Raw genomic sequence first — 15,021 nt, forward strand, 5'->3', positions numbered from 1 at the left:
GATGCTTAGCTCGCCACCTGCGAGGCGGCCGACATCAACTCCTGAGGGCTCGGAGCCCCGAACATGCGGTGGCCACCTTCAGGAACCTCGGTAAAGGTCCAGCGCACGATTCCCTCGCGATCGAGCAGGAACTGGCCGAACAGCTGGCCCTGGCCGGTTGCCGCCATGCGCTGATCGGCCTCCATCATCTCGTAACCGTCCTTGTTGTTGAGGTACTCGGCAGCCGCCAACCGATTCATCGACCCCGACGTTTCGCCGGGCACATCCACCTGCATGCTCTTGACGACGTCCATACCCACCTTGCGCGGCCACTCGGTTTCGTTCTCCGTGAACTCGATAGTGGGCAGGCCGAACGCGCGGTGCGAGACCCGCTCGGGGTCGGACGCGGCGAGCAGATTAGGCAATGGATGATAGCGGAAGTAGAGCCGCGCGCGCTCGATGGGCGTATTCACGACCGTGAGACTTTCGACGCCCTTGTCGCGCAGGGCTGCGTCAAGTTGCGCTTGTGCAGCGATATGGCGCCGACAGAACGGGCAGTGCAGCCCGCGAAACAAGCCAATCAATATCGGGCTATGCCCGCGAAAATCCTGGAGCGCGATCGTTCCATCGCGTGTGATGGCGTCCAGCACGATGTTCGGCGCGCGATCGCCCGGCTGAAGCGGTCCGTCGACATGAAGTTCTGACATAGTTGAACTCCTTCATATGACCTAGTCAAGAAATGGCAGCACGATCAGCCCGGCGGGATCAAGCCCGTGGCGAGCGCAGACATCATGGGCCAGCGCGAAATATCGGTCGGCCTCGGGCATGTCGCCTCGATCAAGGCTCAGCGTGGCGAGACCATCATAGCATGGAAACAGCTGCTGCGGCTCACCGGTTTCGTTCGCCACCTCGATTGCCTCATTGTAGCAGAGGGCGGCCAGCTCGGGGCGGAAGTGGCATTGATGGATTTGCCCGAGAACGATCAGGGGCACGGAGAGATGCTCGCGCTGATCGAGTGCCCGGTCGATTTCGATCGCCTTCTCGGCGGCCGGTACTCCTTCCTCGGTACATCTGTCCGTGAAGGTGCAACAGGCAACGGCAAAATTGGCAAGAAGACGCGCCTGGAAGCCGAGATCCCCGATCCGACGCGCGACATCGAGTCCACGCCGGCAGACCTCCACGGCTTTCGCCGGGTCGACGATCGTGTAGAGCACACCGAGATTGGTGTAGCCGCGGCAGGCTACGTTGAGGAGGCCGGCGGTTTCGGCGGCTGCAACGCTTTGCTCCACCTCGCGCACCGCCTCCTCGTGTCGTCCAAGCCGCGCCAGCGCAACGCCCTTGGTGTTGAGGGCCTCCGCAATGGCACGTGCCGCCTCGAGCCTGCCCTGCTCGTCCGCGGCCGCCGGTACCGACCGTGCATAGCCGAGCGCCTCGTCTGCCCATCTTGCGGCGGCCACGTGGTCGCCGGTCCGAAACGCGAGACGGCCACGCTCCTGCAGGAGATGCGCCCACTCGATGGGCGCGTCGGTCCCTCCAAGCAGTTTGGCCGCCTCGGCGTAATGCGTCTCTGCCTTGATCCGCTTGCCGGCGTCCCACAGCAATCGTCCAAGCTTGCGAAGGATTCGCGCTTCGCCGATCCGGTCCTGGATCGTGCGGTGCCCCTCCAACGCGCTCTGATAGTGCTCCTCGGCCGTGTTCCGGCGGCCAGCCGCGGCACAGAGGTCCGCAATCCGCTCGTACAGGACCAGACGTTCCGGCTCCCGCTCGCCGCCGGTCAACAGCACGGCGAGGGCCTGTTGGTAGAGGCGGATGGCATCGTCATTGGCATAGCTGGCGCGAGCGCGATCGCCGGCCGCGCGCAGATAGCGCGCGCCTTTCGGCTTGCTCGCGCTCAGACTGAAGTGATGTCCGAGCAGTATGAGATCTTCGAGGCGCTCGGGCTCATCGCCATAGAGCCTCTCGAGCGCCCCGCCGATCCGTCCATGAAGCTCGATCCGGCGCTGCAGAAGCAGGTTTTGATAGATCACGTCCTGAAGCATGGTTTGCGTGAAGCGGTAGGTCCGCAGCGAAATCGAGTTCGCGCCCGCGATCTCCTCGATGATCTCCGCGTCGCACAGAAGTTCGAGCCCTGCTTCAACCCTTGCCGGCTCGGTTGCCGCCGCACCGAGAGCAGCCGCATCAAACCGCGGGCCGATCACGGCGGCTTCCTGTGCCAGGCGGCGCACCTGATGCGGCAACCGGTCGAGACGCGCCAGCAACAATGCCTGAATGCTTGCCGGAATATCGGCGGCGGCTTCATCCGATTTCATCCGCCACTGTGCGCCGTCGCGCTCCAGGGTGCCGGCTTCGATCAGGCCGCGTATGATCTCCTCGAGGAAAAGCGGATTGCCGCCGGCGCGATCGAGGATTCGACCGAACAGAGCTCCCGGCGGTTCACGCCAACCGTGACTGAAATAGGCCGCGAGCAGCCTTTGTCCGTCGGCGTCGCCAAGCGGGGGCAGCCGAAGGGTTGTGTGACTGATCCTGCTCGAACCGAACTGGTCCAGTTCCAGCATCGGCCGATGCGTGAACAGCAGCATCAGCCGCGTCCGCTCCAGCCGGTCCATCAGGAACCGCAACGCTTCAAGCGACACCGCGTCGGCCCAGTGCAGATCCTCGACGATGATCAGCAGTGGCGACAGTGCCAGGCGGCCTTCGAGGACGGTGCGAATCGCGAAGAATATCTGCCGGCGGAGCTGTTCGGGCTCGACATGCCTGAGCGCGGCGTTGGGGTCGCCGAGACCGAGGACATGCAGATAGAGGGGCATCAGGCGGTCGGCCTCCTCGGTCGCGAGGCCAAGCTCCGACAGCGCTTCGGCGACCTTCGCCTCCGCCTCTACGGCGCCCGCCTTCTGCGCGATGCCATAAGCGCTGCGCAGCACGGCGGCGAGAGTGCCGTAGGATTGTTCGCCGAGCGGCGAGCACGCCGCGTGCCGGATCGCCACGCCTGCGAATCGATCCTGGTCGCGGATGCGCGCGACGAACTCGCTGACCAGGCGCGTTTTCCCGATGCCGGCTTCACCGACCAGCCGCACCAGTTGAGCCGCGCCGCCGCACGCGCGATCAAGGCTGCCGATCAGGCGCGCAAGCTCGGCGTCGCGCCCGATCAACGGCGCATTGAGGCCCAGCGTGTCGAGACCGCGCGCGGCACGGGGCGTGTCGAGCGGCTCCTTCAGACGGTGGACCAGCACGCTGCCCATCTTGCCCTTGAGCGAGACCTCGCCAAGCGAGTCATAGGAGAACGCATGCCGAGTCAGACGGTGGGTCAACGGCCCGACCAGCACCTCGCCCGGAGCCGCCATCGATTGTAGCCGCTGGGCGGTATTCACCGTGTCGCCGGTCACCGAATAGGATTTGGAAACACCCGCACCGAGCCCGCCCGCGACGACGTGCCCGGTGTTGATGCCGACATGGAGCAGCAGCGGTGAACCGGCATACGCCTTCGCGCGTTCGCTGAGGCGCGCCGTCCGGCCAATCATGTCGAGGGCAGCGCGCACCGCCCGCTCCGGGTCGTCCTCGTGCGCCGCCGGCGCGCCAAACAGAGCCAGCAGCGCATCGCCGATGAATTTGTCCACGAAGCCGCCAAAGCTTTGCACCGCGGCCGTCAACTCCTCGAACAATTCGTTTTGGAGCGTCTGCATGACCTCGGGGTCGAGCCGCTCGCTCATCGCAGTGAAGCCGCTGAGGTCGGCAAACAGCACGGTGATGGTACGGCGGTTCGCCTCGCTGTCGATCTTGTCCGACGGAGCTCGAAATGCGGCTTGAGCCTCCTCCGCCGGCACGAGCGGCGGAGACGAGGACCGGATCGGGAGCGTCGTCGGGCTCGTCCGCGCCGATGCCTGCCCGCCTGTGGGGACCTCAGAGACGAAGGCGCCGCATTTCGGGCAATAGACGAAATCCGGCGCGCATGGAAAGCCGCAGCCGGGGCACGCGTTCGGCTGCTTCGTGCCGCACTTCGGGCAGAAGGCAAAGCCGCTCTGGACCTCTAAACCACAACAAGAGCAGTTCATGGGTCAGGACCTCGCGGAAGCCGCGATGGCGCGAGCTCCTGGACCTGCCGGATGGGCCCAGGAACCTGGCAAGCATGGGCTCGTCGCACGGGAAGAGCAAGCGGCGGTTGGTCAACCTCACCGTATCGGCTGCGCGACGAAGCGATGCAGCGGGCGCACCGGCGCACCGCAAATCGTCGGCAAGCATGGCGGCATGCGGTAGCGCCAATTGACAGGGGCATGGCCGGGGCTACCCTGCCAACAGAAGAACAAAAATAAGGGGGAATCGCCGTGAAACCCGTCATCGCATCTTGAACACATCCGCACTCGCGCCATTCCGCATCCGCAACTATCGCTTCCAGTGGCCGTCCGATCTGCTCACCTCGTGGGCGTTCGAAGTGGAGACGCTGGTGCTCGGCTGGTACATCATGGTCGAGACCGGCTCCGTGCTGCTGCTCACCGTGCTTGCGTCGCTGCAGTTCGTCGGGACCCTGGTCGCGCCGGTGCTCGGCATGATCGGTGACCGGATGGGTCATCGCGATCTCCTGGTCGTGATGCGCCTTGCCTATACGGCGCTCTCGTCGACCATCATGGTTCTGGCGCTGACCGGTCATTTGTCGCCGCTGAGCGTGATGATCATCGTCGCGCTCATGGGCCTGATCCGCCCCTCGGATCTCGGCGTCCGCGGCGCGCTGCTTGCCGAGATCATGCCGCCCGAGCACCTGGTGGGCGCCATCAGCGTTGCGCGCACGACCCAGGACAGCGCCCGCATCGCCGGAGCGTTGACGGGTGCAGGCCTGTTCGCCGTCCTCGGCATCGGCCTCGTTTACGTGGCGATCGCCTGTCTGTATCTCGCGGCCGCACTTCTCATGCTCTGCCTGACCCGGCCAAAGAGGACCGTCACGACGAGCGATCTTCCGGCGAACAGCCACGCGGTCTCGCGATTGCTCGGCGACCTCAAGGAAGGGATCGTCTATGCCTGGAACGGCCCGGGAATGCGCGCGGCGCTGTGCGTCGCCTTCCTGGCCAATCTCACCGCCTTTCCCTTCACCGGCGGACTATTGCCCTACATCGCGCGGGACATCTTTCATACCGACCAGACCGGCCTCGGCTATCTCTCGGCGAGCTTCGCCGTGGGCTCGCTGATCGGCTCCATCACGCTCAGCCTGGTCAGCGGACTGCGCATTGCCCGGCTTCTCATCGGCGCGACGCTGGCCTGGTACGCCATGCTGCTGGTGTTCGTCGAGATCAGGACCATGCCGGTGGCGATGGCCTGCCTCGTTCTCGCCGGCATCGCCCAGAGCATGTCGATGATATCAGCTGCCGTGATCCTGATGCGGACGGCCAGCGCGCACCTGCGCGGCCGTGTGATGGGCGTGCGCATGATGGTGATCTACGGACTGCCGCTCGGATTGCTCGCGGCCGGCAGCTTGATCGACATCATCGGCTATTCCGCGACGGGCTCGCTCTACGCCGCCGCAGGCTTCATCGCGATGCTGGCGATCGCGGTCCGCTGGCGCGCCGACCTCTGGCCGGTCCACGCGCCGGCAAACGCGCGCTAGTCCCCGTAGCCGCGCAGCCGCTCGACGTCGAGGATGGTGACGCCGCCATATTCGAGCCGCAGCAGCCCCTCCTTCTCCAGCCGGTTCAGCGCGCGGTTGGCGTTCTGGCGGGACATGCCCGAGAGCGCGCCGATCTCCTCCTGGGTGATTTCCAAATGCGCGGTGGATTCCGGATAGAGGATCGGATTGAACAGCGAGGCGATGCTGCGCGCGAGGCGTGCGGTGGCATCCAGCGTGCGGTTGACCTCGAGCATGCCGATGAACTGGCCGAGCCGCTCGTTGAGCTGTCGCACCAGGAAGCGGTTGAAGCCGACGCTGTTCTCGAACAGCCACATGAAGGCGCTGCGTTCCATTAGCGCGATGCGGCTGTCGCGCAGCGCGACCACGTCGTAGCGGCGCGGCTCGTTCTTGAGCACGCTGCCCTCGCCGAACCAGGCCCCGGCCGTCAGCCCCGCAAGGCTCGTCTCCTTGCCGTCGCGCGAGACCCCGCCCATCCGCGCCAGGCCGCTCACCATGCCCGCCCAATAGCCGAACGTATCGCCGCGCATGAACACGGTCTCACCGGTGCGGTAGGACCGTTCCGTGATCCCGGTGCGGGCGACCTCGATCTCCGCTTCCGTGAGCTCGCGCGACCAGGCGGCGACCCGCTTCAGTTGATCCTCTGAAATCATGATGCCGAAGCCAGCCGCACCGTTCGCCACCCAATCTCTCTGTTGCACTGCAACACGATCGCTTCGACCACCATCCGACGAAAGATGAAGGCCACTCCCGCCTGAAAAACTTTGTCGCAGAATTGTCAGGCGGGAGACATTTCAAAATAGCGCTTTCCCCTATTGAGGACCACCTTGGGTGATGCGGCTTTTGATCCCGATCGGGAGCAAGAGTGGCGCGGCGCCGGTCGAGACCAATAGCTGCATGGCCTCACCGGCACGGCCGTACTAGGATCGCCCGACAGGAACGGACGAAGAGCGCCGCTGAATGCGCCATCACCGGGAGGGATTTGTTTGGTGGCTACCAGTCTCGAAGTGCGCGGCGTGTCCTTGCGATTCGGCGGCGTCCGTGCGCTGACCGATGTTAGCTTTGCCATCAATGACGGCGAGCTGTTCTCGATCATCGGCCCCAACGGCGCCGGCAAGACCTCGATCGTGAATTGTATTTCCGGCCGCTACAAGCCGACCGAGGGCCAGCTGTTCTACCGCGGCCGCGACATCACAGGGCTGACGCCGAACGCGCGCCCCACGCTCGGCATCGGCCGCACCTTCCAGAATCTGGCCCTGTTCCACCACATGAGCGTGCTCGACAACATCATGGTCGGGCGCCATCACCTCCTGAAGAACAATTTCCTCACGGGATCGCTGTACTGGCTCACCGGCGCGCGCAAGGAAGAACTCGAGCACCGCCGCAAGGTCGAGGAGATCATCGACTTCCTCGATCTCCAGTCGGTGCGAAAGGCGCAAGCCGGCACCCTCTCCTACGGCCTGCGCAAACGCGTCGAGCTCGCCCGTGCCATGGCGCTGGAGCCGCGCCTCATTCTCCTCGACGAGCCGATGGCCGGCATGAACTTCGAGGAGAAGGAGGACATGGCCCGCTACATCGTCGACCTCAACGAGGAGTTCGGGATGACGGTGGTGATGATCGAGCACGACATGGGCGTGGTGATGGACATCTCCCACCGCGTCATGGTGCTGGATTTCGGCCGCAAGATCGCCGAGGGCGATCCGGCCGCCGTGCTCGCCGATCCCCACGTCAGGCGCGCCTATCTCGGCGAGGAGGACGAGGTGCTGGTCGATCCGGACGATGCTCCGCCAGCACAGGAGAGTGCGGCATGATGGATTACGCGGGCCGCGTCGCGCAGGCCGACACCTATCCGAAGATGCTGCGGCTCAATGCCAGGGAGCACGGCAACGAGATCGCGTTGCGCGAAAAGGATCTCGGGCTCTGGCGCGTCTTCACCTGGAATGACTACCACACCCGCGTACGCGACTTCGCGCTCGGCCTCATCGAATTGGGCCTGGGGCGCGAGGACGTCATCGGCATCATCGGCGACAACCGGCCGGACTGGGTCGCGGCGGAAGTGGCGACCCACGCCATCGGTGGATTGAGCCTTGGGCTTTATCGCGACGTGCTGGACGAGGAAGCCTCCTACCTCCTCAACTATGGCGAGGCGCAGGTCGTTTTCGCCGAGGACGAAGAGCAGGTCGACAAGCTGCTCGCGCTTGCCGAGCGCGTGCCGCGGCTGAAGCACATCATCTATTCCGATCCGCGCGGCATGCGGAAATACGACGATCCCCGACTGATGTCGGCGGAAGCGTTCGCCGAGCTCGGCCGCGGCCGCGCCACGCGTGAGCCGGAGCTCTACGATCGCCTCGTCGATGCCACCAAGGGCGAGGATGTCGCGATTCTCTGCACAACGTCGGGCACCACCTCGCACCCGAAGCTCGCCATGCTCGCCGCCGGCCGCGTGCTCGGCCATTGCGCGACCTATCTCGCCTTCGATCCGAAGGGACCGGACGACGAATACGTCTCCGTGCTGCCGCTACCGTGGATCATGGAGCAGGTCTATGTGCTCGGCAAAGGCCTGCTGTGCCGGATGAAGATCAACTTCGTCGAAGAGCCTGATACGATGATGAACGATCTGCGCGAAATCGCGCCGACGTTCGTGCTGTTTGCGCCGCGCGTCTGGGAGTCCATCGCCGCCGACGTCCGCGCCAAGGTGATGGACGCAACGCCGTTCAAGCAGCGCCTGTTCGACATCGGCATGAAAAGCGGACTCGCCGCGCTCGCGGACGGCAAACGTTCGAGCTTTGCCGACGCAATCCTGTTCCGCGCGCTCCGCGACCGCCTCGGCTTTACCCGCCTGCGTTCGGCCGCGACCGGCGGCGCGGCACTCGGCCCTGATACCTTCAAGTTCTTCCAGGCCATGGGCGTGCCGCTGCGCACGCTCTACGGCCAGACCGAACTGTTAGGGGCCTACACGCTGCATCCCGAGGGCAAGGTCGACCCCGACACGACAGGCGTGCCGATGGCCGACAGCGTCGAGATCCGCATCGACAATGCCGACGTCCACGGCGTCGGCGAGATCGTGGTGCGGCACCCCAACATGTTTCTCGGCTACTACAAGAGCCCCGAAGCAAGCGTTGCCGACATCAGGGACGGCTGGATGCTGTCGGGCGATGCCGGCTATTTCAACGCGAACCGCCAGCTCGTCGTCATCGACCGCATCAAGGACCTCGCCGAGACCTCGCGCGGCGAGCGCTTCTCGCCGCAGTTCATCGAGAACAAGCTGAAGTTCTCGCCCTATATCGCGGAGGCCGTGGTGTTAGGCGCCGGCCGCGACGCGCTCGCGGCGATGATCTGCATCCGTTACTCCATCATCTCGAAATGGGCGGAGAAGAGCCGGCTCTCGTTCACGACCTACAGCGACCTCGCCTCGCGGCCCGAGGTCTACGCCCTGCTCAAGAAGGAAGTCGAGACCGTCAACGCCACATTGCCGCCGGCGCAACGCATCTCGCGCTTCCTGCTGCTCTACAAGGAGCTGGACGCCGACGACGGCGAGCTCACCCGCACCCGAAAGGTGCGCCGCAGCGTCATCAACGAGAAATACGAAGGCATCATCAACGCGATCTACCGCGGGGATGCCGACATCCCCGTCGACACCGTGATCCGCTTCCAGGACGGCACCACGCAGCGCGTGCGAACGACGCTGCGCGTGGTGGATCTCGGCGGGCACGGACATATGGCGGAGGCGGCGGAGTGAGCCTGCTTCGAACCGAGACCGCGCTGCCAGCCGATGCGCCCTCTCCCCTTGTGGGAGAGGGCATCTCCGCCGCTCGCCACACCCTCACTCGGGTGAGGGGGCCTCTCTCCGCACCGTCGCTGCCGAGAGAACCCCTCACCCGGCTTCGCTTCGCGAAGCCACCCTCTCCCACAAGGGGAGAGGGTGCACCGTCATCGCTTCTGCATTTTGCGCGGACATCGACATGAACACCGCCTTCCTCATCCAGCTCCTGGTCAACGGCCTCGTGGTCGGCACGCTGTATGGCGTGGTCGCGATGTCGTTCGTGCTGATCTACAAGGCGACGCAGGTCGTCAACTTCGCGCAAGGCGAACTGCTGCTGGTCGGCGCCTGGGTGTGCTGGGCGCTGCTTGCGAAGTACCAGGTGCCGTTCTGGATCGGCATGCCGATGACGCTGGTGTTCATGTTCGTATTCGGCATCGCGATCCAGGTCCTGATCCTGAGGCCGATGATAGGTGAACCCATCATCTCGGTGATCATGGTGACGATCGGCCTCTCGACCGTGCTCCAGGCCACGCTCAAATGGATGTTCGGCGTCAATCCGCAACCATTCCCGCGCGTGTTCGAGAGCCAGTCGGTCAGCCTGCTCGGGCTTCAGATCCAGACCGTCTATGTCATGAGCCTCGTGGTCTCGGTCGCTATGATGATCGGCATGGCCTGGTTCTTCCGCGCCTCCAAATACGGCCTGGCCATGCGCGCCACCGCGTTCAACCAGCAGGTCGCGCAATCGCTCGGTATCTCCGTCAAGAGCGTGTTCGCGATGGCCTGGGCGATCTCCGCGACAGTGTCGGCGGTCGCGGGCGTGGTGGTCGCCGTCGTCAACGGCGTGTCCTCGGGACTTGCGGCCTACGGCATCAAGGTGTTCCCGGCGGCGATCCTCGGTGGGCTCGATTCCGTCGGCGGCGCCGTGCTCGGCGGCATCATCATCGGCTTGCTCGAGAACATCGCACAATATGTCGACAGCGAGTATCTGCACTGGGGCAATCTCTACGAGATCGCACCGTTCTACGTCCTCATCATCGTGCTGATGATCAAGCCCTACGGCCTGTTCGGCACCCACGACATCGAGCGGATCTGATCCATGGCCGGCCCTGCCCTCATCCCTGCTGGTGACTTTCGCACCTCCTACGCGGCGGACACCACGATCTTCCCGACCACGACCAGCCGCAACTTTGCGATCATCGGCGTGCTGTTGCTCTGCCTCGTGCCGCAATTCCTTGGCGGGTACTGGCTCAGCATCCTGATCCAGATCGGCATCTTCTCGATCGCGGCGCTCGGCCTCAACATCCTGGTCGGCTTCACCGGACAGATCTCGATCGGCCATGCCGCCTTTTTCCTGCTCGGCGCCTTCACGTCGGCCTACATCTCCAACAACGCGCCGATCCCGGTGTTCTTCGCGATCCCGCTTGCGGGCATCGTCACCGCGCTGGTCGGGCTGATCTTCGGCATCCCGGCGGCGCGACTGAAGGGGCTCTACCTCGTCATCGCAACGCTGGCGGCGCAATATATCCTGCTCGACTTCTTCTCGCGCGCGGAGTGGTTCACCGGCGGCTCGGTGCCGGCCAGCGCCAATCCGTTCTCGATCTTCGGTTTCACCCTGCGCGGCGACAGACAATATTTCTATGTCGTGCTAGCCTATGTGGTCGCGAGCTATGTCCTCGTCACCAATCTGATGCGCACGCGCGACGGCCGCGCGCTGGTGGCGATCCGCGACCATTATCTCTCGGCTGAGATCATGGGCATCAACCTCACCAAATACCGTACGCTGTCGTTTGGGCTGGCTGCCTTCTTCGCCGGCATCGCCGGCGCGCTCTATGCGCATTACCAGCTCGTGGTATCGCAGGAGGGTTTCGGCATCGAGCGCTCGATCCTGTTCCTCGCCATGATCATCATCGGCGGCACCGGTTCGATCATGGGCACGCTGATGGGCACCGCCTTCGTGGTGCTGCTGCCTGAGACGATGGAATTCATCAGCCTCTACCTGAAGGGCGGCGCGATCGACAAGGCGCTGTCCCTCAACACCAACATCACCTTCCTGCGCGAGATCGCGATCGGAGTGATCATCATCGCGTTCCTGATGTTCGAGCCGGACGGGCTCGCCCATCGCTGGCGACAGATCAAGGCGTACTGGAAACTCTACCCGTTCTCGCATTGAGCACGGGCCACTTTCTAACCAACGAAGAAACAGGAGGAGGCAACCAATGAAGACAAAATCCCTTTTGAGCACTGCATCGCTCGCGCTGGCAATCGCCGCATTCTCGGCCGGCGCGCAGGCGCAGATCGCGATCGGCCATCTCGCCGATTATTCCGGCGGCACCTCCGACGTCGGCACGCCCTACGGCCAGGCCGTCGCCGACACCTTCGCCTGGGTCAACAAGAACGGCGGCGTGGGCGGCAAGCAGCTCAACGTCGATACCAACGACTACGGCTACCAGGTGCCGCGCGCGATCGCGCTCTACAAGAAATGGTCGGCGCCGGACTCCAAGGTCGCCGCGATCATGGGCTGGGGCACCGCGGACACCGAAGCGCTGACCGGCTTCCTCGCCCAGGACAAGATCCCCGACCTCTCCGGCTCTTATGCCGCAGCCCTCACCGATCCCGAAGGCGTCAGCGGCAAGGCCAAGCCCGCGCCCTACAATTTCTTCTACGGCCCGAGCTATTCGGACTCGCTGCGCGCGATGCTGATGTGGGCAGCCGAGGACTGGAAGGCCAAGGGCAAGGCCGGCAAGCCGAAGTTCGTACACATGGGCGCCAACCACCCCTATCCGAACGCGCCGAAGGCCGCAGGCGAAGCCATGGCGCAGGAGCTCGGCTTCGAGGTGCTGCCGCCGCTGGTGTTCGCGCTCGCGCCGGGTGACTACAGCGCGCAGTGCCTGAGCCTGAAATCCTCGGGCGCCAACTACGCTTATCTCGGCAACACCGCCGCTTCCAACATCTCGGTGATGAAGGCCTGCAAGACCGCCGGCGTCGAGATCCAGTTCCTCGGCAATGTCTGGGGCATGGACGAGAACGCCGCCAAGACCGCCGGCGATGCCGCCAACGGCGTGATCTTCCCGCTGCGCACCGCGGTGAGCTGGGGCGGCGATGCGCCCGGCATGAAGACGGTGATGGAGATCTCGAAGATGTCCGACCCCACCGGCAAGGTCTACCGGCCGGTGCACTACATCGCCGCTGTGTGCTCGGCGCTCTACATGAAGGAAGCGCTCGACTGGGCCGCCAAGAACGGCGGCGCCACCGGCGACAACGTCGTGAAGGGCTTCTACCAGAAGAAGGACTGGGTGCCGTCGGGCATGGAAGGCGTCTGCAATGCCTCGACCTGGACCGACAAGGACCACCGCGGCACGCTGAAGGTCGACCTCTATCGCACCAAGATCGCGGGCGCGACCGACGGCGACCTCAACGACCTCATGGCCAAGGGCACGATCAAGCTCGAGAAGGTCAAGACCATCGAGCTGCCGCGCAAGCCGGAACTGCTGGGGTGGTGAGCGCAATCTCCGACGTCATGGCCGGGCAAAAGCGCGAAGCGCGTCTTCGCGCAGACGTCCCGGCCATCCACGTCTGACCACGCGGCATGAAGAACGTGGATGCCCGGGACAAGCCCGGGCATGACGACAGTAGCAGATTGGCGGCATACCCAATGACCGAAATCATCGAAGCAACACGTCCCTCCCCCAGCGCCGTGCCCGCGCCGCCCCTCCTCGCGGTCCGCAACATCGAGGTCGTCTACGACGACGTCATCCTGGTGCTGCGCGGCCTGAGCCTCGACGTGCCCAAGGGCGCGATCGTGGCGTTGCTGGGCGCCAACGGGGCCGGCAAGTCGACGACGCTGAAGGCGATCTCGGGGCTGCTCAAGACCGAGGACGGCGAGGTCACGCGTGGCGAGATCCTGTTCGAGGGCTCCGCCATCGCCGGCATCGATCCCGACAAGATCGTGCGTCGCGGCATCTTCCAGGTGATGGAGGGCCGTCGCATCGTCGCGGACATGACGTCGCTCGAAAACCTCAAGCTCGGCGCCTTCACCCGCAGGGATCGCGAGGTCGACGCCGATCTCGACATGGTCTTCAACTATTTCCCGCGCCTGAAGGAGCGCACCGGCCTTGCCGGTTATCTCTCCGGCGGCGAGCAGCAGATGCTCGCGATCGGCCGCGCGCTGATGGCGCGCCCGAAGATGATCTTGATGGACGAGCCCTCGATGGGCCTGTCGCCGCTGCTGGTGAAAGAGGTGTTCTCGATCATCCAGAAGATCAACCGCGACCTCGGTGTCACCATCCTGCTGGTCGAGCAGAACGCCCGCGCCGCGCTGTCGGTGGCGAGCCACGGCTACATCATGGAGCAGGGCAAGGTCGTGCTCGACGGCACCGCGGACGAACTGCGCGACAACGAGGACGTCAAGGAGTTCTACCTCGGCGGCGCCGGCGATCAGCGCAAGAGCTTCAAGAACCTCAAGAGTTTCAAGCGGCGCAAACGGTGGCTGTGAAACTCAGCTCAGCACCTGCTCCGCTTCCGTGACTGCACAGAGAACATGATAGAACGACGACGCAGGAATGGTGTCGACCAGCGATTTGCCGTCGCGATCAAACTGGTCGTACCAGGCGCCCTTCACGGGATGGCTGAGATAATGCCGTTCGAGCCGCACCAGCGCCGCGCGCGCCTCATCGGCCGCGCCGGCCTCGCCGGACTCGGCCTGCGCGATCCACGCCTTCGCCATCTCGGTCTGCGGCCACAGCCGGCGCGTGCTGCGACGGATGTTGCCGCTGGCATCGCCCTCGTCAACCAGACACCCTGTGGCCTGGTCGCGATAGCGCAGCGCGCTCGCGAGCAGTTCGGCGCGACGCTGTCCGGTCGGGCAACCCGTGATGCGCTCAAACCCTTTCAGCAGCCAGACCCATTCGGCCTGATGGCCGGGCTCGACGCTGACCGGCTCGATCTTGGACCAGTCCTCCTCGAAATACTCCGTCAGGATCCGCTTCTGCTTGTCGTAGAGATTGGCGAGAAACAGCGCGAAGAACTCGCCGGCGCGGTTCTGGAACGACAGGTCGTGGGTCGCATCGAAGCATGCGATCATCGCCTCGAACAGATGCATGTGCGGGTTCTGCCGGCGCGGCAGCGAGACCGGCAGGCCTTCATGGACGCCGCCATGCGGCGAGCGCAGATGGCCGTCGAGGAAGGCGAGCAGCGCGTCGATCTCGGCGCGAATTTGCGCATCCTGGTCGAGCCCGTAGACGGCCGCGAGCGCAAACAGGATGAAGGCGTGGTCGTAAGCATCGCGCCGGCCGTCCAGCACGGCGCCGTCCGGCGTCAGCCGGTGCACATAGCCAGGCCGGCCGTCGGGCGCCTTCGCTTTGCTGAGCAGATGCTCCAGTCCCTTCAGCGCGATGCCGCGCCCCTCAGGATACCAGCCCATCTGCGCCGCCTTGGCGTAGCACCAGATCTGGCGCGCCTGCACGAACACGCGCCGCGGCGCGGCCGTGTCGGCCGTGCCGTCAAGCTGCAGCCGGTCGATGAAACCGCCTACCGCATCGTCCCAGCCGACGGACGACCACAGCGGCAGCGCCTCGTCGATCATGCGGCGCTTCAGGCGCGCGACGACGTCCGCCGCCTCGTCCGCCGCAATGATGCCTTCGTCCGCCATCGCGTCCTCTCCACGCCTCGACAC

Annotated in this window: 11 protein-coding genes; 7 read left to right on the top strand and 4 right to left on the bottom strand. The window is 64.9% G+C overall.

What is annotated here, in order from left to right; translation table 11 throughout:
- Positions 1–5: 5 nt before the first annotated feature.
- Both ACKWRH_RS31050 and ACKWRH_RS31055 read right to left on the bottom strand, forming a co-directional pair.
- Positions 6–686, bottom strand: a complete 681-nt coding sequence (locus ACKWRH_RS31050) for a redoxin family protein (RefSeq protein WP_445216612.1) — start codon at positions 684–686, stop codon at positions 6–8.
- Positions 687–707: 21 nt separating this feature from the next.
- Complete coding sequence (locus ACKWRH_RS31055) at positions 708–4,028, bottom strand: adenylate/guanylate cyclase domain-containing protein (protein WP_445216613.1); 3,321 nt, start codon at positions 4,026–4,028, stop codon at positions 708–710.
- 290 nt (positions 4,029–4,318) lie between these two features.
- Between ACKWRH_RS31055 and ACKWRH_RS31060 the strand changes: the two genes are divergently transcribed.
- Positions 4,319–5,569: an MFS transporter gene (locus tag ACKWRH_RS31060; RefSeq protein ID WP_445216614.1), complete on the top strand. Its 1,251-nt coding sequence runs from the start codon at positions 4,319–4,321 to the stop codon at positions 5,567–5,569.
- Here ACKWRH_RS31060 and ACKWRH_RS31065 read toward each other — a convergent pair.
- Entirely contained in the window at positions 5,566–6,240 is a 675-nt protein-coding gene (locus tag ACKWRH_RS31065) for a Crp/Fnr family transcriptional regulator (protein WP_445222497.1), read from the bottom strand. The genes ACKWRH_RS31060 and ACKWRH_RS31065 overlap by 4 nt on opposite strands.
- Before the next feature lie 336 nt (positions 6,241–6,576).
- On the opposite strand from ACKWRH_RS31065, the gene ACKWRH_RS31070 reads away from it, so the two are divergent.
- The 6 genes from ACKWRH_RS31070 (at position 6,577) to ACKWRH_RS31095 (ending at position 13,842) form a co-directional block, all read left to right on the top strand.
- Positions 6,577–7,398, top strand: a complete 822-nt coding sequence (locus tag ACKWRH_RS31070; protein WP_014493868.1) for an ABC transporter ATP-binding protein — start codon at positions 6,577–6,579, stop codon at positions 7,396–7,398.
- On the top strand, positions 7,395–9,326 hold the full coding sequence (locus ACKWRH_RS31075) for a long-chain fatty acid--CoA ligase (RefSeq protein WP_445216615.1): 1,932 nt from the start codon (positions 7,395–7,397) through the stop codon (positions 9,324–9,326). The genes ACKWRH_RS31070 and ACKWRH_RS31075 overlap by 4 nt, the downstream gene beginning before the upstream one ends.
- A gap of 223 nt (positions 9,327–9,549) precedes the next feature.
- Positions 9,550–10,443, top strand: coding sequence for a branched-chain amino acid ABC transporter permease (locus ACKWRH_RS31080; protein WP_014493866.1), 894 nt, complete (start codon positions 9,550–9,552; stop codon positions 10,441–10,443).
- A gap of 3 nt (positions 10,444–10,446) precedes the next feature.
- Positions 10,447–11,520, top strand: a complete 1,074-nt coding sequence (locus ACKWRH_RS31085) for a branched-chain amino acid ABC transporter permease (RefSeq protein ID WP_445216616.1) — start codon at positions 10,447–10,449, stop codon at positions 11,518–11,520.
- A 46-nt stretch (positions 11,521–11,566) separates the two neighbouring features.
- On the top strand, positions 11,567–12,850 hold the full coding sequence (locus tag ACKWRH_RS31090; protein ID WP_445216617.1) for an ABC transporter substrate-binding protein: 1,284 nt from the start codon (positions 11,567–11,569) through the stop codon (positions 12,848–12,850).
- Between the two features lie 152 nt (positions 12,851–13,002).
- Positions 13,003–13,842, top strand: coding sequence for an ABC transporter ATP-binding protein (locus ACKWRH_RS31095; protein WP_445216618.1), 840 nt, complete (start codon positions 13,003–13,005; stop codon positions 13,840–13,842).
- A 3-nt stretch (positions 13,843–13,845) separates the two neighbouring features.
- Here the strand turns inward: ACKWRH_RS31095 and ACKWRH_RS31100 are convergent, their stop codons facing one another.
- Positions 13,846–14,997 carry an AGE family epimerase/isomerase gene (locus ACKWRH_RS31100; protein ID WP_445216619.1) on the bottom strand — a complete coding sequence of 384 codons (1,152 nt, stop codon included), beginning with the start codon at positions 14,995–14,997 and terminating at the stop codon, positions 13,846–13,848.
- Positions 14,998–15,021 lie beyond the last annotated feature (24 nt).

The organism is Bradyrhizobium sp. Pa8, from assembly GCF_052588265.1.